28 protein-coding genes are annotated in these 22270 nt (G+C 36.8%); 21 read left to right on the top strand and 7 right to left on the bottom strand.

Annotated features, from left to right (window positions below; genetic code table 11):
• The first annotated feature begins 62 nt into the window (after window positions 1–62).
• The 19 genes from E4O01_RS10460 (at window position 63) to E4O01_RS10370 (ending at window position 12985) form a co-directional block, all read left to right on the top strand.
• On the top strand, window positions 63–1076 hold the full coding sequence (locus E4O01_RS10460; protein WP_253692133.1) for an NADH:flavin oxidoreductase: 1014 nt from the start codon (window positions 63–65) through the stop codon (window positions 1074–1076).
• Between the two features lie 24 nt (window positions 1077–1100).
• The gene (locus E4O01_RS10455; RefSeq protein ID WP_253692132.1) at window positions 1101–2045 is read left to right on the top strand and encodes a hypothetical protein; all 945 of its coding nucleotides are present in this window, start codon (window positions 1101–1103) and stop codon (window positions 2043–2045) included.
• A 265-nt stretch (window positions 2046–2310) separates the two neighbouring features.
• Window positions 2311–3555: a recombinase RecA gene (recA, locus tag E4O01_RS10450; protein WP_305879938.1), complete on the top strand. Its 1245-nt coding sequence runs from the start codon at window positions 2311–2313 to the stop codon at window positions 3553–3555.
• Between the two features lie 55 nt (window positions 3556–3610).
• Window positions 3611–4387, top strand: a complete 777-nt coding sequence (locus E4O01_RS10445; protein ID WP_253692131.1) for a segregation and condensation protein A — start codon at window positions 3611–3613, stop codon at window positions 4385–4387.
• Window positions 4371–4922: an SMC-Scp complex subunit ScpB gene (scpB, locus tag E4O01_RS10440; protein WP_253692130.1), complete on the top strand. Its 552-nt coding sequence runs from the start codon at window positions 4371–4373 to the stop codon at window positions 4920–4922. The genes E4O01_RS10445 and scpB overlap by 17 nt, the downstream gene beginning before the upstream one ends.
• A 14-nt stretch (window positions 4923–4936) precedes the next feature.
• Window positions 4937–5638, top strand: a complete 702-nt coding sequence (locus tag E4O01_RS10435; RefSeq protein WP_253692129.1) for a pseudouridine synthase — start codon at window positions 4937–4939, stop codon at window positions 5636–5638.
• A 91-nt stretch (window positions 5639–5729) separates the two neighbouring features.
• Window positions 5730–5900: a hypothetical protein gene (locus E4O01_RS10430; RefSeq protein ID WP_253686939.1), complete on the top strand. Its 171-nt coding sequence runs from the start codon at window positions 5730–5732 to the stop codon at window positions 5898–5900.
• A gap of 64 nt (window positions 5901–5964) precedes the next feature.
• Window positions 5965–6102: a hypothetical protein gene (locus E4O01_RS10425; RefSeq protein WP_253692128.1), complete on the top strand. Its 138-nt coding sequence runs from the start codon at window positions 5965–5967 to the stop codon at window positions 6100–6102.
• 17 nt (window positions 6103–6119) lie between these two features.
• Complete coding sequence (locus E4O01_RS10420; RefSeq protein ID WP_253692127.1) at window positions 6120–6464, top strand: hypothetical protein; 345 nt, start codon at window positions 6120–6122, stop codon at window positions 6462–6464.
• A gap of 502 nt (window positions 6465–6966) precedes the next feature.
• Window positions 6967–7419 carry a hypothetical protein gene (locus tag E4O01_RS10415; RefSeq protein ID WP_253692126.1) on the top strand — a complete coding sequence of 151 codons (453 nt, stop codon included), beginning with the start codon at window positions 6967–6969 and terminating at the stop codon, window positions 7417–7419.
• 79 nt (window positions 7420–7498) lie between these two features.
• Window positions 7499–7822 (top strand): HigA family addiction module antitoxin, encoded by a 324-nt coding sequence (locus E4O01_RS10410; protein WP_253692125.1) that lies wholly within the window; start codon window positions 7499–7501, stop codon window positions 7820–7822.
• An 86-nt stretch (window positions 7823–7908) separates the two neighbouring features.
• Window positions 7909–8979, top strand: a complete 1071-nt coding sequence (gene cobT, locus E4O01_RS10405; protein ID WP_253692124.1) for a nicotinate-nucleotide--dimethylbenzimidazole phosphoribosyltransferase — start codon at window positions 7909–7911, stop codon at window positions 8977–8979.
• 122 nt (window positions 8980–9101) lie between these two features.
• Complete coding sequence (gene rpsP / locus E4O01_RS10400; RefSeq protein WP_010692354.1) at window positions 9102–9347, top strand: 30S ribosomal protein S16; 246 nt, start codon at window positions 9102–9104, stop codon at window positions 9345–9347.
• Window positions 9348–9384: 37 nt separating this feature from the next.
• Window positions 9385–9618, top strand: a complete 234-nt coding sequence (locus E4O01_RS10395) for a KH domain-containing protein (protein ID WP_253692123.1) — start codon at window positions 9385–9387, stop codon at window positions 9616–9618.
• A 2-nt stretch (window positions 9619–9620) separates the two neighbouring features.
• A complete protein-coding gene (gene rimM / locus E4O01_RS10390) occupies window positions 9621–10160 on the top strand; it encodes a ribosome maturation factor RimM (RefSeq protein ID WP_253692122.1) in 540 nt (179 codons plus the stop codon).
• Entirely contained in the window at window positions 10157–10888 is a 732-nt protein-coding gene (gene trmD / locus E4O01_RS10385; RefSeq protein ID WP_253686948.1) for a tRNA (guanosine(37)-N1)-methyltransferase TrmD, read from the top strand. Before rimM ends, trmD begins: the two co-directional genes overlap by 4 nt.
• Window positions 10881–11240, top strand: coding sequence for a 50S ribosomal protein L19 (gene rplS, locus E4O01_RS10380; RefSeq protein ID WP_002670222.1), 360 nt, complete (start codon window positions 10881–10883; stop codon window positions 11238–11240). Before trmD ends, rplS begins: the two co-directional genes overlap by 8 nt.
• Window positions 11241–11276: 36 nt before the next feature.
• Window positions 11277–12221, top strand: a complete 945-nt coding sequence (locus E4O01_RS10375; protein ID WP_253692121.1) for a hypothetical protein — start codon at window positions 11277–11279, stop codon at window positions 12219–12221.
• Between the two features lie 122 nt (window positions 12222–12343).
• Complete coding sequence (locus tag E4O01_RS10370; protein WP_253692120.1) at window positions 12344–12985, top strand: P13 family porin; 642 nt, start codon at window positions 12344–12346, stop codon at window positions 12983–12985.
• Between the two features lie 78 nt (window positions 12986–13063).
• On the opposite strand, the gene E4O01_RS10365 is transcribed toward E4O01_RS10370, so the two are convergent.
• Window positions 13064–13294: a DUF6364 family protein gene (locus E4O01_RS10365; protein ID WP_253692119.1), complete on the bottom strand. Its 231-nt coding sequence runs from the start codon at window positions 13292–13294 to the stop codon at window positions 13064–13066.
• Window positions 13295–13451: 157 nt separating this feature from the next.
• Between E4O01_RS10365 and E4O01_RS10360 the strand changes: the two genes are divergently transcribed.
• Together E4O01_RS10360 and E4O01_RS10355 are read left to right on the top strand one after the other, a co-directional pair.
• A complete protein-coding gene (locus E4O01_RS10360; protein WP_253692118.1) occupies window positions 13452–14975 on the top strand; it encodes a hypothetical protein in 1524 nt (507 codons plus the stop codon).
• A 108-nt stretch (window positions 14976–15083) separates the two neighbouring features.
• Window positions 15084–17072, top strand: coding sequence for an ATP-dependent helicase (locus E4O01_RS10355; protein WP_253692117.1), 1989 nt, complete (start codon window positions 15084–15086; stop codon window positions 17070–17072).
• 210 nt (window positions 17073–17282) lie between these two features.
• On the opposite strand, the gene E4O01_RS10350 is transcribed toward E4O01_RS10355, so the two are convergent.
• The 6 genes from E4O01_RS10350 to E4O01_RS10325 form a co-directional block, all read right to left on the bottom strand.
• A complete protein-coding gene (locus E4O01_RS10350; protein ID WP_253692116.1) occupies window positions 17283–17558 on the bottom strand; it encodes a DUF4160 domain-containing protein in 276 nt (91 codons plus the stop codon).
• Window positions 17558–17788 (bottom strand): hypothetical protein, encoded by a 231-nt coding sequence (locus E4O01_RS10345; protein WP_253692115.1) that lies wholly within the window; start codon window positions 17786–17788, stop codon window positions 17558–17560. Before E4O01_RS10345 ends, E4O01_RS10350 begins: the two co-directional genes overlap by 1 nt.
• Window positions 17789–18088: 300 nt before the next feature.
• Entirely contained in the window at window positions 18089–18553 is a 465-nt protein-coding gene (locus tag E4O01_RS10340) for a Mov34/MPN/PAD-1 family protein (protein WP_253692114.1), read from the bottom strand.
• Window positions 18538–20130: a ThiF family adenylyltransferase gene (locus tag E4O01_RS10335; RefSeq protein ID WP_253692113.1), complete on the bottom strand. Its 1593-nt coding sequence runs from the start codon at window positions 20128–20130 to the stop codon at window positions 18538–18540. The genes E4O01_RS10340 and E4O01_RS10335 overlap by 16 nt, the downstream gene beginning before the upstream one ends.
• Window positions 20120–21244, bottom strand: coding sequence for a CBASS cGAMP synthase (locus E4O01_RS10330; protein WP_253692112.1), 1125 nt, complete (start codon window positions 21242–21244; stop codon window positions 20120–20122). The genes E4O01_RS10335 and E4O01_RS10330 overlap by 11 nt, the downstream gene beginning before the upstream one ends.
• Window positions 21245–21258: 14 nt before the next feature.
• Window positions 21259–22185 (bottom strand): CBASS cGAMP-activated phospholipase, encoded by a 927-nt coding sequence (locus E4O01_RS10325; RefSeq protein WP_253692111.1) that lies wholly within the window; start codon window positions 22183–22185, stop codon window positions 21259–21261.
• Window positions 22186–22270 lie beyond the last annotated feature (85 nt).

Raw genomic sequence — 22270 nt, 5'->3', positions numbered from 1 at the left:
TTACAATTCTTTGTAATTTATGGTAAAATACGGAATGCAAATTATCGTAAGGAGGTTGTAATATGTCTTTATTGTTTTCAAGTTTTAAAATTAAGAATATAGAACTTAATACCAAGTTGGTGATGCCTCCTATGGCTTCCGAAAAGGCTGATGAAGGAGGCCTTGTCAGCCAAGCGCTTTGTGATTATTATGATGAAAAAACTAAAGGTTCCTATGTGGGACTTGTAATAACTGAACACAGTTATGTAAGCCCGGAAGGAAAGGCTAGTGTAGGGCAGCTTTCTATCGCAGATGATTCTACAATTGAAGGTTTTAAAAAACTTGGAGATGTTTTGCATAAAAACGGAGCAAAGGTTATCGCTCAGATTTCTCATGCAGGTGCTGCCGCAAGGCATGAAATCACAGGATACGATGCTTTAAGTTCCAGCTGTGTTAAAATTCCTCGTAAAAATTCGAACTATGAATTGCCTAAAGAGATGACTCAAAATGATATCGATAAGGCTGTAAACGATTTTGTTCAGGCTGCAAGGCGAGCAAAGGAAGCCGGCTTTGACGGTGTCGAAATACATTCGGCTCACGGCTATTTACTAAACCAGTTTTTTTCGCCCATTATGAATAAACGCACAGATAAGTATAACGGTAATTCTATTGAAGGCAGAACAAGACTTCATATAGAAATTATAGAATCGATCCGTAAAATAACCGGTCCCGATTTTTTAATTGCTGTCCGCTTGGGGGCCTGCGATTATGTTTCCGGAGGCAGTTCTCTTGAAGATTCAGTTCAAGCCTGCCTTCTTTTTAAAAAGGCCGGTGTCGATTTATTGGATATCTCGGGCGGTTTTTGCGGTTATACAAACCCCGAGCTTGAAGAAGAAGGCTGGTTCAGACGTATAACTCAGGCCGTAAAAGAAAAAGTAGATGTGCCCGTAATTCTTACCGGAGGTATTGTGACTCCCGAAGCTGCCGAAAAAATTTTGCAAGAAGGAAAAACCGATCTAATCGGTGTCGGCCGTGCACTGCTCAAAGATTCGGATTGGCCGAAAAAGGCAATGAAAAAACTGGAAGAAAGAGTTTAAAATAAAAAAGTTTGGAGATATAATATGAAAAAATTTTCTTTTTTTGAAGAAGTATACGGATTTAAAAGACATAGGAATGTATATTACGGCAGGCACCAAGGGCTTTATTGTATCTTCACGTCAGAGTTACATACGGGAGAATGTAAGCTTTCTTTGGGAGCTTATAAAGATGGAGATGAAACCGCTTTGACTCGTTTATTGGAACCTCTCAACGGTTTAAAGCGGGCAAAATTTAAAGTTGAAAAGGCTAGAATCATTATCAACTATAAGATGCTTACTGCTCTGACTACATCAAAAGAAAACGAAAAGAATAAAGAGTTCTTTGACAGAATTATAAGTATTATCCTTCCTATTTTGAAGGAAAATGGTTATCAAAGCGGAGGCTTTGCTAACGGTAAAGACGACGGCTCTATAAGGCTTGCAAGATTGGGTCTCGAATATTTATTTTTAACTGAAAACGAATTCCATGATCTGGGTATGGACTTGAAAATTAAAAAAGAAGCCGACAAAGAAAAGAGTGAAAATTTTTTGTTAGGAATTTTAGGCGTAATTGGAGTTGCAATTTGCGGTGTAATTTTATATACCTTAGTAGGCCGAGCCGGTTATTATGTTTGGATGGTTCCTGCATTGTTATCGGTCGGAGCATCAAATGTTTATAAAAAGTTAGCAGGAAAATTAACAATAAAGGCTTTTGTCTGTATGTTTGTAATTTTAACTGCGGCTTTGATTGCAGGAACTTATTTGGAATATGCTTGGCGTTTTTATGATATTCTTAAGGCAGAGTTCAATATATCTTTTTCAGAAGCTTTTAAAGAAATCGGCCCTTTAATTTTTGAAGATTCTGAAGTAAAAGCAAGTTTCTTAAAAGACTTTGGAATTAATGGCGGTATTTTAATACTTTTGACTATCATTATGTTTTTTTCATCTTATAAGGGAGAGCTTAGGTTTCAAGATTTGGAATGGGTATAATAAAAAATCAAAACTTTTTTATTTTTTTTAAAAAAAAGGATAAAAAAGCTTTTTAATTTATATAATATTAGTAGAATGAGAAAATTTTTTATAGGAGATTCGATAAACAGTTCGGCAGAAATTCAGCCTCACTGTTTATCTTCGAGTTTTGTGCTTTGCACAAAACATTGCATTATTGTATGTAGTTTTGCAAAAGCAAAACTACTTGAAAAAACTTTTTTCGCAAATTGATATTTGCTTCAAAAATTTTTTATAGGAGAGTATTGTGGCAAAAGTAAAGACTGAAACACCGGCGGTTACAAGTCCGGACGATAAGTTAAAGGCTCTGGAGGCCGCCCGTCTTCAAATTGAAAAACAATTCGGGCAGGGTTCCTTGATGAAGTTAGGTAATAATTCCGCTATCGGAAACATAGAGACAATTCCTTCAGGAAGTATCCTCTTGGATGAGGCTCTCGGTATCGGCGGTTATCCTCGCGGCAGAATTATCGAAATATTCGGCCCCGAATCTTCGGGTAAGACTACTATAGCTCTTCATGCCGTCGCCGAGGCGCAAAAGCAGGGAGGCATAGCCGCCTTTATCGACGCCGAGCATGCCCTCGATCCCCAATATGCTAAGGCCTTGGGTGTAAACATTGATGAACTTTGGGTATCTCAGCCCGATACGGGAGAACAAGCTCTCGAAATAGCCGAAAGCCTTGTCCGCTCAGGTGCCGTCGATATAATCGTAATTGACTCCGTAGCTGCCCTAACGCCTCAGGCAGAAATCGCCGGAGAAATGGGAGATTCTCACATGGGCTTACAAGCCCGATTGATGAGTCAAGCCTTGCGAAAGCTCACCGCCATTATCGGCAAGTCCAACTGTATGATAATCTTTATCAACCAAATCCGAATGAAGATAGGCGTTATGTTCGGAAGCCCCGAAACCACTACCGGAGGAAATGCTCTTAAATTTTATGCATCCGTCCGATTGGATGTACGAAAGATTGAAACTCTCGGCAAGGGAGAAGATGAAGCATGGGGAAATAAGATCCGCGTAAAGGTTGTAAAAAACAAGGTTGCTCCTCCTTTTAGAAAAGTCGAAATGGAAATCCTTTTCGGCAAGGGGGTTTGTCCCTATGGAAGCCTTTTGGATTCTGCCGTAAAACAAGAGATAATCGGAAAGAGCGGTTCTTGGTATTCTTACGGAGACGATAAGATCGGGCAGGGAAGGCCCAATGCCGTTAAATTCTTGGAAGATAATATAGAGATAACTAAAAAGATTGAAAAAGAATTGAGAGAAAAACTTTTCCCGGGCAGACCCTTTGTTTCAAGCTTTGTAGAAAAAACAAAGGAACAAAAGGAAGCACAAGAAAAGGCAGTAGAAGCTCTTAAAAAAGAAGAAGACTCAAGAGAAGATGCTTTGAAGGGAAAGAAGGATGAAGCGGAAGATGGTTTTGAAGAAAAACCTGCTGTTTCAAAACCGAAAAAATCTGAGGTTGTAGGTCTTCCGGCAGACGACAGTCTTTTTTAAGTTTTTTTTTAAAATGCCGAACAATAAGATAGGAATTTTTATAGGAGCCGGCATTATGAGTACACAAGCTTTAAGTCAGATGGACGCACATGAAGAGAATTATTCCAACACCGAATTTAAGGTACAAAACTTTGAAGGACCTTTAGACCTTCTTTTGTTTTTGATAAATAAAAATGAGGTAAACATTTACGATATTCCGATTGCCGAAATTACGGAGCAATATCTGGAATATTTGGATTATGCAATTGCACCCGATTTGGATAATCTTGTCGATTTTTATTCGATGGCAGCAACCCTAATTTATATAAAAAGCAGAATGCTTTTGCCGGTTGAAGTTTCCGTTGATGATGAAGACATCGAAGATCCGCGTTCCGAGCTGGTCGATAAGCTCATAGAGTATCAAAAATATAAAAAGCTTTCGGAGCTCATGGAAGAAAAAGAAAGTGAGGCGGAATGGTTTTTTGAAAGAAAAAAAATTCAGCACGCTCTGCCCTTCGGTGAAGAAGAACTTTGGGAGCGCGTAGATACTTGGGATCTTTTAAAGACCTTTTCTCAGCTCATGTCCAATTATAAGGCCGAACACATCTTGGACCTTTATGAAGAAGTTTCGGTAAACGAAAAGATTGCATTGATGAATGAGTTTTTGGAAACAAAGGGTGAATGCATGTTTACCGACTTGATTGTGCGTAAGGGAAATTTAATGGATGTGGTTTGTGCATTTATGGCTATTTTGGAAGCCGTTAAATTTAAGATGGCAAGTATTTGGCAAAACAGAATGTTCGGCGATATAAAGATACGAGCTTGGGAGCAGGATAATGGTTCAGAATTATAATTTGGAAAAAGAAATCTCATTGATTGAAGCCATTCTTTATCTGGAGGGCGACCCCTTAACCGATGAGGCTCTTTGTAAAATATCAGGCCTCTCGCCCGAAATCGTAAACGATGCAATCAAGGCCTTGCAGGAAGCCTATGCTGCGCCTCAAAGCGGAATCGAGCTTGCCAAGATGATGGGCGGCTGGGTTATAATGCCCAAAAAAGAATTGTGGGAACACTTAAAAGACCGCTACGGCAAAAAAAATGAAGGCCGCCTTTCCCGTGCCGCCATGGAAACTCTTTCTATAATCGCCTATTCACAGCCTGTAACAAGGGCCGAAATCGAAGCTATCCGCGGAGTTTCTGCAGACAACATGATCCGCCTCCTTGTTGAAAAAGACCTTATAAAAGAGGTCGGCAAAAAAGATGTTCCCGGCAAGCCCTCAATGTTCGGTACCACAAAAGAATTTTTAAAAGTATTCAGACTTAACAGTATTGCAGACCTTCCGAAACTGGATGAAACCGAAAGCGAAAGATTCGAGCTTGCCCGGTAAAGTATTTTAATTTTATGGAAGAAATAAGACTTCAAGTTTATTTAGCCCGCTGCGGAGTAGCTTCGCGTCGAGCCTCGGAAAACCTCATCCTAAACGGAAGGGTAACTGTAGACGGCAAAACCGTAACGGAGCTCGGCACAAAGGTTTCCGGTAATGAAAAAATCTGCTTTGACGGAAAACAAATTTTCCCTGAGGTCGAAAAAAGATATATTCTATTGAACAAGCCTGAAGGCTATGTTTGTTCCCTTGCCGATGAGAAGGATAGACCCATCGCGGCCTCCCTCTTAAAGGATACCTATACCGAAAGGCTTTACAATATCGGCCGCTTGGATATGCTTTCGGGAGGCGCCATCATCTTTACGAACGACGGAGATTTTTCTGCAAGGGTTGAGCACCCTTCTTCCGAAATCGAAAAAGAATATGAAGTGATAACAGTCTTTGAATACCCCGATGAGGTTCTCCAAAAATTTTTAAGGGGAGTGCGCATCGAAGGTGTTTTTTATAAGGCCCTTTCGGCTGAGCGCCTAGCCAAAAACAAGATGCGCATAGTTTTGATTGAAGGCAAAAACCGCGAAATCCGCCGCGTCTTAAAATTCTTTAATATCAAAATAAAAAAACTTACACGCGTCAGAATAGGCTGCGTACACCTATCAGATCTCCCCCCCGGCAAACACCGCCCTCTGACTCCGGAAGAAATTAAAGGATTGTTGGGGTAGAGGTGTTTTTAATTTTTGCGGACAAGAAAGTCCCAAGAGACTTTAATTTCTTATTCAAATATAGTATAATTAAATAGTATGGAGGTGAGAGATGGCTACATCAAGTTTGGCAAAATCTTTTGTTATAAAAACAAAAAAAGAAGCCGGTAATTTTGTAAAATTATTTTCAGAACAAGAAAACCAAAGGCCGTTAAAAGACATCAATATTGTAACACTTTCTCAAGAGCGCCTAATAGAACTGATAAATGCAAAAAGAAAATAGTTTTGAAATTATTAGATTATTTGATCTATTAGCAACAGAAGGTGGGGAGATTTTTTTTAAATCTATGTCGGATGTGTTTTCTTCAACAAATAAAGATGTTGAAGAATTCTTGAAAGAAAAAGCAGTCCAATCAACAAAACTTAATACCTCATCTACCTATCTTGTGGTTTCTTCAAAAAAAGGATGCGATATTTTACATTAGCTACAAAGATGTTAACTTTGAAAAAAGAGGTTCTATCAAAGTCAGAAATAAAAATTATTAGCCGTTTTGGATATTATGATAAAGATTCTAATTCTTATAAAATACCTGCGATTCTTATTGCTCAGTTTAGTAAAAATTTCAATAAAAAATCAAAATCAATTAATGGTTCTGATTTAATGGATATTGTTTTAAAGCAAGTAAAAAATATTTTAAATTTGACCAGCGGAAAAATTGTTTTTATTGAATGCGAAAAAATAGAAAAGGTAATAAATTTTTATATAAAAAGCGGATTTCAAATTTTAGATACTGAAATTATAACAAAAAATAAAAAAGATCTTGTACAGCTTTATCGCGTTTTATAACCAAAATTCCTAAAAATCAACTTGACACCTCAAACTATTGCATTTAAAATACAAATATGCACGATATAAAAGTTACTTAGAATAATAAATAGGCAGTCAAAAATATTTTTTTGTTGTTATCTCTTAGTTATGTAAGCAAAAAATATATCTTATGATAAAGAAAATGATGTTATTTTGATGAGTAAATTTTTATTATACTTGGAATTAGAATATGGTCATGTACTTTAAATCATCTAGCAGTAACAAATATAATTTCATATTATATAGTTGTTTTTTTGATAAAAGAATTTTTAGAATCTATTTTTTATAAATTATAAGTTCTTGACAGGAAGATGGGGCTGTGTTACTGTATAACATGGCATCTTGATCTGAAATATTTGATATTGTTAATTCAAGCATCGGAAACTATATTTACCTGATAGTTATGAAAATGTGAAAAAGAAGTATAATATTTTTTCGAATTAAAAATTATAGTGGAGATATGGTTGTTGAGGTCGTTTTTATGGAGAGAAAATTTTTTTATGTTCCTATTAGAATTTTACTTATTGGATATATTTTTTTTCAAAATATAGTTATGTTAATGATTTTTGTATCTGTTACTGAAGGTAATGCAGTTATTATGCTCATTAAAGAGTTAATAAAACCTTATGGATTTTTTATTTTAAGTTTTTTTACTGGTATAATTATTTCTATCACAATTTATGATAACTTAAAAATTTTATTGAAAGATTTTATTGCATTACAAAAAATACTATTTGTTATCGGTTGTATTATCTACATAGTAAATGTTATTTTAGGCCTGGTTTCAGTCAAATATTATGCGGGAATTTTTATGATACCTAGTGTGTTTATATTTACGTATGGGTGCTTCATGGTTCCATTTGATTTTGGGTATGTTTTAGCTTCCATATTGATAATTGCTTTTAAAACGATATATAAAAATTATCATAGATGAAACAATATTTAAATGAAACGAACAAGATTGTTTATATAAAATCTTGACAAATACTTCCGTTTTGCGTTATTATAGAATAATGTCGGAATTCAAGACTATCATTAATGATAAATTACTGAATATTCATCCGGGAGAAATTTTAAAGGAAGAATTTTTAGAACCAATGGATATTACTGCATATAGTTTAGCAAAAGCAATAAATATTCCGCAAACGCGAATTTCAGAAATTATTCATGGTAAGCGCTCTATTACGGCTGATACGGCAATCAGATTTTCAAAGTTTTTTGGAACGACAGCGGAATTTTGGCTTAATCTTCAGAATCTTTATGATCTTGAAGAAGAAAATAAACATTTTAAGGAATTTGAAACGATAAGAATGTATTCTTATGCAAAATCGGTTTAAGATTCTTTTATAAGCAGAGTTGTATAATTACTCGTTTTTGTCAATAAAAATTAAATCGGCTTAAAAACTTACTTAGAGGTACTTTTATGAATATTTTAGAAAACACGCTGAGTTCGATTAAACCCGTTTCGGAAGAAGAGGGGAAGAAGGCTAAGCTGTTTTGGGACAGTCTTGCTCATCCGCCGGGCTCTTTGGGAGAGCTTGAAGAGATGACGGTCAGGCTTGCAAAAATCAAGGGCCTTGACAAGCTAAAAATCGATAAAAAAATAACGGCTGTTTTTTGTGCCGATAACGGGGTCTATGCGGAAAAAATTACCTCCCAGCCCCAGATTACCACCTTTCTGCTTGCCGAGATTATGCACTCCGGGAAGACGGGCTTAGGGGCCGTTTCAAAATGGGCAGGAAGTGATATCAGGGTTTACGATGTCGGGATGATAAAAACGAGTGAACGGAAAGATGTTATCAACAAAAAGATAAAATGCGGTACAGAAAATATAGCCCAAGGCCCTGCGATGAGCAGGGAAGACTGCATCCGTATGATTGAAACCGGAATAGAGGCTGCCTTTAAAATAGCAGATGAGGGCTTCGATATTGCCGGAATAGGAGAACTCGGAATTTGCAATACCACAACAACGGCTGCTGTGCTTGCAGGCCTTTGCGGGGCAGACCCTGAACTGACTGTCGGGCGCGGAGCTTCTACAACACAGGCGATGTATGAGCTGAAGATTAAGACCGTAAAGAAAGCTATCGAAATAAATGCTCCCAAAAAAGGGGATGCGGTAGACTGTATTTCGAAGGTCGGAGGCTTCGATATCGCGGCAATGTGCGGCTGCTACATAGGTCTTGCTTCCCGCGGACTTCCTGCCGTAATCGACGGTTATATTTCCAGCCTTGCAGCCCTCTGCGCCGTAAGCTTAAATCCTCTTGTAAGGGATTACCTTTTTGCTTCTCATAAATCGGAAGAAAAAGGGGCTAAAATATGCACGGCAGAGCTTGGTCTTGAGCCTGTGCTCGGCATGAAAATGAGGCTTGGCGAAGGAAGCGGCTGTCCCCTTCTATTTAAGATGCTTGAAGGGGCCGTTTTCACAATGCAAAATATGGGAAAATTTACCGAAACCATGATAGACGGGGCCGATTTGGTGGATATCAGGAAGTAGCATAATCCGCGGAATTCCCTATTGACTAATTCTTTTCTTTATAGTATTATGCGTTCTTACCCCTGTTTTCATTAAAGTACGGGGTTTATATTGAAATTTTGGGTTAATCCCGGGAGGTTTATGTGGTAAAGATCAGACTTAAAAGACTCGGAACTAAAAAACGCCCTTATTATCGAATTGTTGTTCAGGATGCCAGAGAGCCCAGAAACGGCAAAACCATCGATGAAGTTGGCATTTATCATCCGATCGAAACGGCAGAAAAACAGATTTCTTTTGATGCCGATAAGGTTAGAAACTGGTTGGGAAAAGGCGCACAGCCAACCGACACGGTTAGACGCTTACTTAACAAAAAAGAATTCACTCTATAAGTGTAAAATCACTTGAAGAAGTGAAAAGGAAAACAAAATGCAAAAAGATTTAATAGAATACATTGCCAAATCCCTTGTTGACGATCCTTCCGCCGTAACGGTATCGGAAAGTGAAAACGAAAAGGGAACTGTCATCGAGCTTAAAGTAGCCTCCGGCGACATCGGCAAGGTAATCGGAAAGCAGGGAAGAATCGCAAAGTCGATCAGAACCTTGCTGAGCGCAAGTGCAGGAAAGTCGGGAAAGCGTTTTTCGCTTGAAATCGTAGACTAATAATGGATTTGCTGGCAACAGGACGAATCCGCGGTACCTTCGGGGTCGAAGGATTTGTAAAAGTTGAAAGTTTTTCCGGGGAATACGGGCATTTTTTAGGATTTGACAGAGTTTTTTTAAGTATCCCGCAGGAAAAATTAAGAGAGCAAAAGTATAAAGACGGCTGGTTTGAAATTGAAGAAGTTAATTTAAGAAAGGCCGATGCTCTCATAAAATTTAAGGGGATAGACAGCCCCGAAGCCGCCAAGAGCTTGACGGGTTCGGAATTGTTTATTCCTAGGGACAAGGCCGCCCCCCTTGAGGAGGGTGAAGTTTATGTCCATGATCTTTGTAATTGTGATCTTGTATGCGAAGGAACTCTTGTTGGAAAAATAACAAGTGTAGCAGAAGGCGGAGGCGGTTACCTCTTAGAAATAGCCGGCAAAACCTCCGAGGCTGCTGCGGAATCGAGCTTTTATGTTCCCTTTAACAAGGAATTTATCGGAAAAATCGACTTAAAGGCTAAAACCGTGGAGCTCATGCACCGCTGGATTCTTGAATGAGATTCGATGTGCTGACCTTATTCCCCGAAATACCCGAAGCTTTTTTTAAAACTTCGATTATGGCTAAGGCTGTAGAAAAGGGAATTATTAGCTGCAACTTGGTGAACATCAGAGACTTTGCCTTTGACAAGCACCGCTCATGCGATGATATCGTTTACGGCGGGGGAGCCGGAATGTTGCTCTTACCGGAACCCTTAAGCCTCGCATTGGATTCGGTTAATGCTTCTTCTAAAAGAGTAATCTATGTTACTCCTTCCGGGAAGCCCTTTAACCAAGAGCTTGCAAAAGAGCTTTCTTTAGAAGAAGAGCTCGTCTTTGTCTGCGGAAGATACGAAGGCATAGATCAGAGAATTATCGACGAATATGTCGATGATGAAATCTCGGTCGGCGACTACGTGATGTCCTCAGGCGAGCTTGCAGCCCTGGTGATAATCGATGCGGTTTACCGCCTGATAGACGGAGTTATCTCCGGTGAGTCGCTTGAAGAGGAAAGTTTTTCGGGATTTTTGCTTGAGTATCCGCAATATACAAGACCAAGAAATTTTAAGGGAAGAGAGGTTCCCGAAGTGCTCCTTTCAGGACACCACCTAAACATCCATAAGTGGAGGCTGAAAAAGCGTATCGAAAAGACGCTTAAAAACCGGCCCGAACTTATCGAAAAAGCAAGAAATTGCGGAACGTGGACAAAGGAAGCAGAAAAAATATTTAAGGAGTTTGAAAATGAGTGATCTTATTATGAAAATTGAAGCTCAGCAAAAGGCTGAAAACCCTCCCGTTTTCCGCGTAGGAGATACGGTTAAAGTTCACTTTAAAATCGTTGAAGGAAAGACCGAGCGAATTCAGGTTTATGAAGGCTTGGTAATCTGTTTTAAAAATTCCGGAATCGGAAGAACATTCACTGTACGAAAAAATTCTTATGGTGTAGGCGTTGAACGCGTTTTCCCTCTTCATTCACCTCGAATTGCCAAGGTTGAAGTGGTACGCCCCGGAAAGGTACGCCGAGCCAAGCTTTACTATATCAGAGACAAGGTAGGTAAGGCCGCTAAGATTAAGACCCTTATCACCAAAAAGAACTCATAGTTTTGAGTTTAAAATTTTAAATCGGCGAAAAACTTCGTGATTTATACGGACGGTACAAAACTTTTTTTTACCGCTTCAAGACGGGCTGACTCAGCTTCGATGAGCTTAAAAAACGGCGACATTGTAAATGCCAAAATTTTAAGCTTAAAGACGGACGGAGCAGCCCGTATTTTTTTTAACGGCCATATTTTTGAGGGGAATGTTTCAGGTGCTCTCAAAGAAGGCGACAGCTTAAAGATGCGGGTGCTGATAGAGGGAGAAAGAATTTTCCTCCTCCCCGAAAAAGGAAGCGAGACCTCTTCTTCAAAGGACATCTTTTCTAAACTGGGTCTCCCTCAAAACGAATTAATCTCAAATATTATCGCCTTTTTTACCGCAACTGAAACTCGTCTCGACGAAAAATCGATAAACCGTATTTTTAACTTTTTGCAAAAAAAAGCAGCTAAATCAAGTTTAAAAGAAAAAGAAAGAGGAGCCTTTGCCGCCTCCCTCATCGAAAGCAAGGGACTTGAACTTTCCGATGAGCTTTTTTCGCAAATCTATGCAGCTATTTTCGGCGGCGGCAGAGATAAAAATGACGATGAGGTCTTGGAGATGATAAACCATTTAAAAGGCGAGGGGCTCCATTGGATTATCCTTCCCTTTGAAAGAGAATTCGATTCTTCCAAGGCAGCAGGTTCCTTGGCCCTCTTGTTGGATATAGGCTTAAAAGAACTTAAGTCTCTGGTACTTAGGTGCAATTTTAAAAAAGAATCGTCCGATGAAGGTGAATCTTGGATCTTTTCTTTGCAGGATAAAGAGTTTTCATTTATGAGTGAAAACGCTGAGCTTTCTCAAAAAGAAAAAGCCGATTTGGAAAAACTTTTTACTTCCTGCTTAACGGAAACAGGCTTTTTCGATTCGGAAACCGCCTCCGTTTTTGTCCGCTATGGGGAGCCGTCAAAATGCGAACCTCCTCTATCAGTAGATTTAAGGGTGTGATATTTATTAAATAATCTTAAGTAAAATCAGATTCATTTTACCATATTAAAGTTTTTCTATATTTTCGGCTTGACAGAATTTTAAACTCAGTTTAGAATTCTAGTATGGTTGGAGGTAGTGTGATGAAAAAATTGTTTATGTTTATATTAATTTTGATTGCAGGTATATCTTTGTATTCTGAAGAGAAAATTAAAGAAACCAAAGAAAATGATGAAAGTTTTTCTTATTATTTAACTGTCGATCAGCTTATCAATAAAAGTCTTTTTAAAAATAAAGATTTGATTTTTGAATATTCTCAAAAATTAAACAACGATCAAATTTTGTTGCTTCAAAGGAAACATCAAAAAGATTTGGTGATACCTCTTTTATTGAATGGTTTTATCGGCTTCGGCAGCGGGAATTTTGCTTGCGGAGATATGGTTGGAGGCGGTATACATATGGGGATTGATATGATAGCAACCATCACGGCGTTTTCAGCTCTTATTTATAATTTGGAAATCATATTTGATGTATCTACATATACAAGAGAAAATTTTAATATCAGATGGGAAAAATTAACTATTGCGTATTCTATCTATATTACGGCAGGCATTGTTATGTTAGTAAACCGTATCGCGTCAGATTTTACAGCAAGCTTATATGTAATAAATTACAATAAAACATTGAATTCGGTTTTGATAAAAAAAACCGACAAGGTATCGTTTACTCCTATGCCGATAATAAGCCCTAAAGGAATGGGCCTTGCATTGAATATAAGATTTTAGGTTATTTATAGCGAAGAAACTGTTCCGGTGTACAAGCTTCAACTCTTGCCGGTTTAAAATCGGCTAAATTTCTTGAAATTATATAGTCAATATTATTTTATCCGGTATTGGTTGTTTTTCAAAGATACCATACAAGGCTGCCGTTTTTGGATTTAGTTTGTGTCGGCTCATGCACCGATCATCGGTGTTTTTTAAACTGATAAGATATTGTTCAAATAATCTTGAAATGGATATCCTGCTTTTTTGGGAGTAAAGATGGGCAAAATCTATCAATTCATTATCAATACTTAAGGTAAGTTTTTTTGACATATTTACCTCCATACGTATTAAGTATAGATTATTACGTATTAAAAGTCAATATAAAATTTCATTGATAATTTTTTTAAATTCGGCTGTTGAGCTTGTTTTTTTTCTTTTTTTACTATATTATTACAGTATAATTTTTGCCTAAAATCGGCGGATTTTTATGGAAATAACTGAACTTGAAAAACAAGTCTTAAAACAAGAATATCCTCAGGTGAGTCTTTCGGACGATCTTGATATTGAACGATATTTTGAACTTAGAAAGACGGGGCGTCTTAATGAAGCTCTTTTATTATATAACGGAAAACTAAAGCGCAAATATCCCGATGATTCTATGCGCTATGAACTGATGTCTTCATATAGACAGAGGTCGCATAGATTTCAGGAATTGCTGACTGCAAATTTAATTCAGCTTGCGCAAAAAACTATAATGCAGATTAAGCAGGTAATAGGTTTTATTACCGAAAGAACGGCCAATCTTGATACAAATGATGTTTACAATGTTGTGCAGGAATGTGAAAAGATAGTTTCGGCCGTTTCTTCCGACAGGTTTGCTTCGATTTCGTTTACCGAAAAATATGCGCGCTATGCCGACATCATAGGCTTTAAACAGGCAGCTATGAAAAAATCGGCAGAGCTTATCCGTCTCTATGTTACCGATACCCTTTCATCGGTGAAGGCTTATCGTGATGAACAGGCCGAAATTTTGTCGCGGCAAAAAAGAGAACGGGCTGCCTACAAGCCTCCTAAGACCTTTGACTTTTCAAAAATTGTTTTTACAAAAGAACAAATAGATGCGATAATTATTTCTCCCGATATTAAACGGGTTGAAGATCAGGTCATCGCCTACACCTTAAAATATTGGCCGGTTTATGCAGACGGCGGATTTGAAAATATTGTTCTATTATACAGCCGAAAATATAAAACCAATAATTTTAATATTTTTCAGGCCGTAAAAATCGGAAGATTTAGAAGCTGGAAGGATGAAGAAATTTTGCAGGCAGTTTTATTGAACCTTGTAAACGGTTACTATTACAGCATAAGCGGAGACCTTTATCTTCAAAGAGAATGGGCAAGGTTAAAACTTTCGATAGAACCTGTAAAAAAGAAGGAAGAACTTTCCGATACGGCTCCTGATAAGCAAGCTCCTTTAAAAGAGAAGGCAAAACCGAAAAAAGAAAAAAAGACTCCCAATAAAAAGACTGAAAAGATAAGCCTTAAAAAAGTTTCAAAAAATTCGGAAGCTGCCGGGCAAAAAAATAATATTGCACAAAACAAGGAAACAGTTCAGGATAAAAAAACAGAGGAAGTTAAAAAAGAAGAACCTGTTTTGAGTTCTTATTTTGAAAGGCCTAAACTTGAAATGAATCCTTCAGGCTCAATATCGGAAATGATTAAGACCATGAGGGGAGATAAATATCAAATTCACAAAGGCCTCTTTTTTGAAGGCATAAGGCCTTCAATCAGAAAGGTGCTTGAAAAGTCCGCTGTTCAAAAGATTTCGATGTTCGGTAACGAGCAAAACGATGCCGAGAACTATATCTATGATTTCTTTGATGAAAACTACGATAACCCTTACCAAAATTGGGGCATCTCCGAGCATAGGGTTCAAGTATTAAAGCTTGGCTTTGATGTAAAGACCTTGGAGCCGATAATAGAGGACTGGATCAAAGGGCTTAAGTTTTGACGAAAGAAAAAGAACTATAAAAGAGTGGAAATCAGTTAATGATGCCCGATAATTTTCCGTTTTAAGTTATAGAAACTTTCCCATTTTTTTGATATACTCACCCTTCCTATGAATGAATTTACTGAAGGTCTTAATCCCGAACAGTTTAAAGCCGTTACGACAATTAACGGGCCCGTGCTTATAATTGCGGGAGCCGGTTCGGGGAAAACACGCGTTATCACTTTTAGAATTGCCCACATGCTCGACAAGGGAATTCCTCAGTCTCAGATTTTGGCCCTCACCTTTACCAATAAGGCGGCTAAGGAGATGGCAGATCGGGTAAAGGAGCTAACCGGTAAGAAACTTCAAAACCTGACCGTGAGCACTTTTCATGCCTTTGGAGTCAAGGTACTGCGTGCCCACATCGACAAAATAGGCTGGAGGAGCAACTTCAGTATTTATGACGAAACCGACCGCAATCAGCTGATTAAAGAATGCGGAAGAGAGCTTAAATTTTCCGCGGATGCCTTGGATGTTTACAAGGTCGGCATTCTTTTTTCAAACATCAAAATGGGAAGAAAGGATTGGACAAACGAGCACGATTCTTACAAGGCTCTTTATAAAGAATATCAGGAAGGGCTTAAACTTTACAATGCCGTAGACTTTGACGACCTTATAATGCTCCCCATAAAAATATTTAAAGAACACCCCGATGTCTTGGCGGAATACCGCGAAAGATACCAATACATAATGGTTGACGAATTTCAAGACACCAGCACACAGCAATATAATTTTATGAAGCTAATCGCCGACAAAAATATCTGCGTGGTAGGCGATGACGATCAATCTATTTATTCGTGGAGGGGTGCGAGTTTTGAAAATATCCGCACCTTTGAAAAAGACTTCCCCGAAATGGTTGAAATAAAACTTGAACAAAACTACCGCTCCACGGGCACAATCTTGGCTGCCGCAAACGGGGTAATTTCTCATAACGTAAACCGCAAGGTTAAGGCCCTTTGGTCGGAAAAAGATTCGGGCCGGCCCATCGAAATTTTTATCCCCGAAAACGAAGCTGCTGAAGCCGACTTTATTTCGGACATGATTTTAAGTTTAAAGCAGAGGGAAGGCTTTAAATATTCCGACTTCGGAGTTTTAATCAGAGCCAATAGTTTGAGCCGCCCCTTGGAAGAATCCTTTTTGGAAGTAAACATTCCGTATAGAATGTCGGGAGGAACGAGTTTTTTTCAGCGTAAGGAAATAAAAGACCTTATAAGCTATCTGCGTGTGGTTGCAAACCCTGACGATGATGTAAACCTCTTGCGCATTATAAACACGCCGAGGCGGGGTATAGGCAAAAAAACTCTCGAAACCCTTTCGGCCCTTGCAACCGAAAACGCCTGCTCGATGCGGAGCGCAATCCGCCTCCTCCTTGAAAATCCTCCTGAGGACATGAGGGGAAAGAGCATCGAAGACTTAAAGGAATTTGCCGAGCTTATAAGCACTCACCGCACCCATCTTCTTTCGGGAAAGGGCCTTGCTCAAAAGGTAAGAAAGCTCTTGGACGACATTGCCTATAACGAGTATCTTATCGCCGAATATCAAAAAAGCGAAAAGGCTGCCCAATTTAAAATGATGAATATCGAAAGTTTTTTACGCTCGATGGACGATTGGGAAAACAATCCCGACAACTGGGACGGAAGCCTCTACGATTATCTTAACCGCATTACCCTTTTAACCCGCGACGATACTGAAGAAGATAAGGGCGAGGTAAACATTATGACCATTCACTCTTCAAAGGGTTTGGAGTTTCCTGTCGTATTTATTGCGGGCGCCGAGGACGGTCTTATTCCTCATGCGCGGAGTGTTGAAGAAAATGACGGAGATGTCGAAGAAGAGCGCCGCCTTTTCTATGTTGCTATCACCCGCGCTCAGCAAAAACTTTTTATCACAAGCTGCCGGCAAAGGCGGAAACAGGGAGGAATCGCCGAATGCGCTCCCTCTCCCTTTTTGGATGAAATTCCTGCTGACCTCGTCGAATACCACGAACCAGATGCCCAAGCCGAAGAAGAACGCATTGCCGATATTTTCAGCCAAATGAAAAAAAAGTTTTCGATGTAGGGGAGAGCAATCTACGCGGCTTCGATCCGCGATATAATCACAACATATTTTTTCGGTAAGGTGGGAACATTTTTATAAATATAAGGTTTCGAGTAGTTAAGCATGTAGATGTTTATGCCTGCAATTCCTATTAAAATTAAAGCAAAGAGAAAAATAAGGCATAAGACTATTTTTTTATGGGTTTAGATTTCATGTAAATGGGAGCTCCTTTTAATGATAAAATTGTACTTCTGAGTCATGATATGTTTTCCAAAAATTTATAAAGTCAAAATAGTAACTTTGCATAGCAGAAAAAATGCGGGACAAATCTTTCTCAGGAATTTTACCCTTATTGTGAGCTAATTGAAAAGACCCATTCGATAAAACCCAAATTTTTGTATCATTTTTGCTTGGATTGCCCTTTGTAACATGAAAATGAATAGCTTCACCGTATTCATTTGACCAAAAATAAATTTTATAACCTGCAGTACGGAGATATATGGGCATCAGGCGCTCTCCAGTGCATCAAGATTGCGGAATGCCGTTATAGATTGATAAATCTGTTTAAGATAATTTTTAAAATATTCATTCTTTTCTACATCAAAATTAGAATGTATTATTTCTCCTCTATTTGTAAGCAAGATAGCTTCGGCTGTTTTAGAATCTTCAAAACATACATCGTTATCGGTATATGTAATTAAAATTCCATCTTTTTCACAAAAAATTTTACGATTCATAATAACCTCCTACGGTTTATATTATACCATAAAGAAGCGAATATGTGTATGGATGCAGGTTTTAAATTATCAGGATTTTATCTACGCTAAAATATGAACTTTGGCTATGATTTATCGCAGATCTTCACTTATTTACGCCCAATATGATATTGCTATTTAAAAAAATAAAATTGGAGGAGATAGAGGATATAAAGATGGAAAGTAAGATAATGAAGCCGATTTTTACACTAGACAATTTATAAAAAACCGCTAAAATGATTAGGGCTAAAAAACAGGTTTTTAGAGGAACCTTAATATAAATTAGCATTTGATAATGGTTCTTTTTCCCCATCGTAAATCAATATAGATACCGTTTATTCCAATAATTAAAAATATATTTGGTTCTTTTACCATTTTACATATTTTATTCCACTCATTGATGTCGGTGGTAGATGGGATTGGTTGTTTTTCAGGATGAGTGTGCCATTCTCCGAAATATTTTATACAATTATTTTGATTGTATCTATGTTCATAGAATGAGATATGAGCTTTATCTTTACGTTCAAAGTATGTACTTTTACGAATATCATTTTTTTTAGGATAGCTTACATCTGTTACATAAATATGTTCACCTTTTACTTCTCCCAGTATAATACCTCCGGCTTCATATTTAGAATTTGTATTTTGTATAAACTTTCGCATAGTTGATATGCTACTATCTGAAAATAATAAAATTTTCATCGGAGTTTTGTTAAAAATAATCCCGTTTTTTAATTTTTGCCACATACTATGCAATCTTCACTTTTGTTTATAGTTTCTACCTGAACGCTATCAATGGGGTCAATATTTTGTTTGAAAAAAGTTGTTGTTTTATATGGTGATACTATGTGTTGATTGAGTATTTTCGCTACTAGAATAGCAGCTTGTAATGATGCCGTAACAGGGAAAGGGATATAGATTGATTGACAGGAATCTCTCATTGGAAGTTTTTGTATTTCTGCTTTTGTGTATATCGCTGATTTTCTACAACAATTAAAGCAAGCTGATTGGGCGTTATTAGGTTGCGCAAAAGCTTCTATGATTTTCCCTGCATCTGTAATCCATGCTGATATCAACAAAGCATTAGTTTTTAATTTATGGACAGATTTACTTAAATAAAGTGTTAATGATTCCTCCCCTGTTGAATCAATGACAATATCAAAATTATTTAAATCAATTTTTTCAACAGAGTTTATCTTTCCTTGAATATTTGCATAAGGATTTCTAAGTTTTAAATCATGTGCAAGAGCCGCTGCTTTCGGCAAACCTACATAATTTAGTCCTAAGTGATGCCTTGAAAAGTTTTCAGGTTCAAAAATATCATTATCAATTATTACTAATGTAGCTTCTGTATTAGGTAATCCTGATCCATTACGTATTAAAATATTCGCTAAATTACTTCCTAATGTTCCTGCACCAATCAAAGCAATTTTTTTATATAATAGTGTTGATCTTGAATAATTAGAATCATCATCAAAATTATCGAAGATCAATTCTATCGGATTAATTTTTTTTATAAAGAAGCGTGTAAAGAGATAATTTTTATTTTTAATAGCATTTTTAATGGTGCTATTACGTAATTTTGGCGTGTGTATTTTTGTTAATATTGATGAAGGAGATATTTTAACACCCAAAAACATTTCATCTTTAGATATATTTATAATTATAAATATATTTTGCTGTTTTTGCTGAAAGCATAAGTAGATGTATTTTTCTAAGTTTTTATCATTATAGGATACTTTATCTAACCATAGTAGAAGATCCTGTATTGTTTCCAATGGCCATTGAATATTAGCTATACTAGGAATATCATCAAGAGTGATAATAAAAGTTTCATAGGTATTCTGTGTTCTTTTATTCAGGACTCGTTTTTCACTAATGAATACCGGCTGTGCTATATCAAAATCTCCATAGTATATTTCTGTTGCACACCAATAGCTTCTAAATTCCTTTTTTATTTCCGCCATATCATCATGTTTATAGCTTTCAAGAATTGATTTTACACTATTTATAATGAATGCTATGTATTCCTGCGGGTTTGTGCAGTCAAAGAATACCGAATTATTATGATAACAAATTTTCCAATTTCTTTCTAAATGAGGATAATGTAATGGTTTGAATAAATGCTGTGATTTTTGATTGACTTTTGCTGTGGGGAAATCTACTAATGTATCCGATAATTCAAAATCTATGTGTATATCCCCATATTTTTCAGTATTTATACAACCAGAATACTTAATTATATGAGGGTTACAAGAGGCACAGAGTGTAAAACCAAATTGTAAAAACTGGTAAGTAATTTCTGGAAGTATATTATCCGGCATGAGTTCTTAATGGGATCGATTCTTTTTCTTGCGGCGTGCCGGTAATCGATAATACTTGTTCTCGTGATATTTCATCATCATCTTGGTTGTCTTTTACAGGAAATCTATCACCTAAGTGTTTTTGGATTAATTTAGAGGCTTCTATTCCTGATAAGTATTGATTATAAATTGCCTTTTTTAAATCGGTATAAAATGCGAGCGAAACGGTCTTTAATTTATTATAATCCTCTGAAGATATACTTATTCTTTCCTCAGTATTTGTAGGATTCTCTACATGCCTCGATGAGAGATTTGAGAACTCTTCTAAAACTTGCAAAAAAGCGATAGCATCTCCATTTTTATTCATGGCTAGTATTACTCTATCAATAACACACATTAGAAAAATAGAGGACGGTCCTTTAGTTATCCATTGTTTATCACGAAAAGCTTTCATATATCTAAAAAGGCGTATAATTTGTGGTCCTTTAGTTCTCGCAACATTTTCAAAATGTATATTTAAATCCCTAGGGTCTGATTTTTTCCACCCTATCTTTCTATGAGCTAGAAGAACTTCTGTGAATTCAAAATCATCCCATGTCAAAGTATCAGAATCAATGCTTTCTAAGGATTTAGAGAAATGGCACATCTCTGCTAATGGCATTCTATCTTTAATAGTATTAAATTCCTCATCGGGGACAGAATATAAAGGCACATCAATATGTGTTTTTTTATTTATTTCAACTCTACAACATGTATCTTTTTCTTTAGAGTATGACTTCCAATGCTCTTTTTCTACTAACTCCGCTAAAATTTTATCAGCAGATTTAAAGAAAATATTTTCTGCATCTATTGGATTTTCCTCTTCCATATGTTCTGACAATGGTAAATAACAGCCGATATCGTAATCCATTTGTTGTGGCGGAACTATACAGGGATTATTTAGTGTGCCGTACCTGGCGGAACCTTGAGTCATAAATCTAGGCGATTTCCCATATTCTTTCGATAACCCTTTTTGAAGTGCTTCTTTAATTTTACCAATGACCTTATGAATTATTTCATAATCACTTTCTGATACTTTCAATTTAGATAAAAAGCTGTCTGGATCTCTGTAAAAATTTTTATCAAAATTTTTCATTATTGTACCTCTCTTTATTCCAGTGGAATAGGTTTAAATTCTTGTGCTGTATATTCTTTTAAATTTGTAAATTGTTTTGTGCCCATAAACTCTTTTACTTTTTCTTCCGCATGATGTATTAATATGTTTATAGCAGTATCATCGGCTTTATCTAAAGCAATTTTTTTTGATTGTTGTTCTGTTATGATTTCATCGATGGAATAATATCTATCATTTAAAAGAAATTGTACTATTTGATTTACAGATTGGTCTTGACAAGAAAAAAGTAGATTAAGTAATTTTGTTCGCCATCGTAACAATCCTAAATTTGTACGCCCATCTGATGTAAATCGCTGCGATAATGTACCTATATGAAGCATTGAGATATCAGATTCTTCTGTATTAAGAAATTGCTTGGCTTCAAGGATGGCAAAGAAACCTGGATGATTTGCAACTAAACCGCCATCAACAAAGTCGCCGTAACCAGTATGATAGACAGGAAAATAAATCGGAGCGGCAGCAGTTGACATTGCAACGTCAACAAGACTTCTCTTGTAATCTGTTATAAAAGTTGAGTGATGTCTTGTTTTAAATAATTGAATTTTTCCGCTGGAATAATTAATAGTAGGTATAATAACTCTGTGTTTTAAATCTCCTATCTTGGCATCTCCGAATATTTTAGCTAAAGCATCTTTTAAGTGTTTCTTGCCATATTTGGGTATTATTGCAAAATTCAATCGTTTCTTAAATATTTTCTTGCCGTTTTCATTGAAAAAACCAACAATTTGACTACATGGAATTTCATATGCAAGAGCTAATGCTACGATTCCACCTATAGATGTCCCTGCAATTAAATCAAATTTCTGAGCAATCGGAACTTTTAATTCCTCTTCAAGTCGCTCAAGAACTTTAGCTGTGTAAAGACCTTTGAATCCGCCACCTGATAGTGTTAAGATATTCATAATTTCCTCCCCCTGACATATAATATATAAATTGTATATCGAAAAGGCAAGGATTATTTTAACATTTTTTCTTTGTTAGCAACTT

The organism is Treponema sp. OMZ 790, assembly GCF_024181285.1.
Lineage (GTDB): Bacteria > Spirochaetota > Spirochaetia > Treponematales > Treponemataceae > Treponema_B.
This window is presented reverse-complemented; position numbering and strand designations above follow the sequence as displayed.

Bases quoted from the DNA above. Each gene is read 5' to 3' on its own strand.
- E4O01_RS10460 (WP_253692133.1), top strand. From the start codon at position 63: ATGTCTTTATTGTTTTCAAGTTTTAAAATTAAGAATATAGAACTTAAT.
- E4O01_RS10455 (WP_253692132.1), top strand. From the start codon at position 1,101: ATGAAAAAATTTTCTTTTTTTGAAGAAGTATACGGATTTAAAAGACAT.
- E4O01_RS10445 (WP_253692131.1), top strand. From the start codon at position 3,611: ATGAGTACACAAGCTTTAAGTCAGATGGACGCACATGAAGAGAATTAT.
- scpB (WP_253692130.1), top strand. From the start codon at position 4,371: ATGGTTCAGAATTATAATTTGGAAAAAGAAATCTCATTGATTGAAGCC.
- E4O01_RS10435 (WP_253692129.1), top strand. From the start codon at position 4,937: ATGGAAGAAATAAGACTTCAAGTTTATTTAGCCCGCTGCGGAGTAGCT.
- E4O01_RS10430 (WP_253686939.1), top strand. From the start codon at position 5,730: ATGGCTACATCAAGTTTGGCAAAATCTTTTGTTATAAAAACAAAAAAA.
- E4O01_RS10425 (WP_253692128.1), top strand. From the start codon at position 5,965: ATGTCGGATGTGTTTTCTTCAACAAATAAAGATGTTGAAGAATTCTTG.
- E4O01_RS10415 (WP_253692126.1), top strand. From the start codon at position 6,967: ATGGAGAGAAAATTTTTTTATGTTCCTATTAGAATTTTACTTATTGGA.
- E4O01_RS10410 (WP_253692125.1), top strand. From the start codon at position 7,499: ATGTCGGAATTCAAGACTATCATTAATGATAAATTACTGAATATTCAT.
- cobT (WP_253692124.1), top strand. From the start codon at position 7,909: ATGAATATTTTAGAAAACACGCTGAGTTCGATTAAACCCGTTTCGGAA.
- E4O01_RS10395 (WP_253692123.1), top strand. From the start codon at position 9,385: ATGCAAAAAGATTTAATAGAATACATTGCCAAATCCCTTGTTGACGAT.
- rimM (WP_253692122.1), top strand. From the start codon at position 9,621: ATGGATTTGCTGGCAACAGGACGAATCCGCGGTACCTTCGGGGTCGAA.
- trmD (WP_253686948.1), top strand. From the start codon at position 10,157: ATGAGATTCGATGTGCTGACCTTATTCCCCGAAATACCCGAAGCTTTT.
- rplS (WP_002670222.1), top strand. From the start codon at position 10,881: ATGAGTGATCTTATTATGAAAATTGAAGCTCAGCAAAAGGCTGAAAAC.
- E4O01_RS10370 (WP_253692120.1), top strand. From the start codon at position 12,344: ATGAAAAAATTGTTTATGTTTATATTAATTTTGATTGCAGGTATATCT.
- E4O01_RS10365 (WP_253692119.1), bottom strand. From the start codon at position 13,294: ATGTCAAAAAAACTTACCTTAAGTATTGATAATGAATTGATAGATTTT.
- E4O01_RS10360 (WP_253692118.1), top strand. From the start codon at position 13,452: ATGGAAATAACTGAACTTGAAAAACAAGTCTTAAAACAAGAATATCCT.
- E4O01_RS10355 (WP_253692117.1), top strand. From the start codon at position 15,084: ATGAATGAATTTACTGAAGGTCTTAATCCCGAACAGTTTAAAGCCGTT.
- E4O01_RS10350 (WP_253692116.1), bottom strand. From the start codon at position 17,558: ATGCCCATATATCTCCGTACTGCAGGTTATAAAATTTATTTTTGGTCA.
- E4O01_RS10345 (WP_253692115.1), bottom strand. From the start codon at position 17,788: ATGAATCGTAAAATTTTTTGTGAAAAAGATGGAATTTTAATTACATAT.
- E4O01_RS10340 (WP_253692114.1), bottom strand. From the start codon at position 18,553: ATGTGGCAAAAATTAAAAAACGGGATTATTTTTAACAAAACTCCGATG.
- E4O01_RS10335 (WP_253692113.1), bottom strand. From the start codon at position 20,130: ATGCCGGATAATATACTTCCAGAAATTACTTACCAGTTTTTACAATTT.
- E4O01_RS10330 (WP_253692112.1), bottom strand. From the start codon at position 21,244: ATGAAAAATTTTGATAAAAATTTTTACAGAGATCCAGACAGCTTTTTA.
- E4O01_RS10325 (WP_253692111.1), bottom strand. From the start codon at position 22,185: ATGAATATCTTAACACTATCAGGTGGCGGATTCAAAGGTCTTTACACA.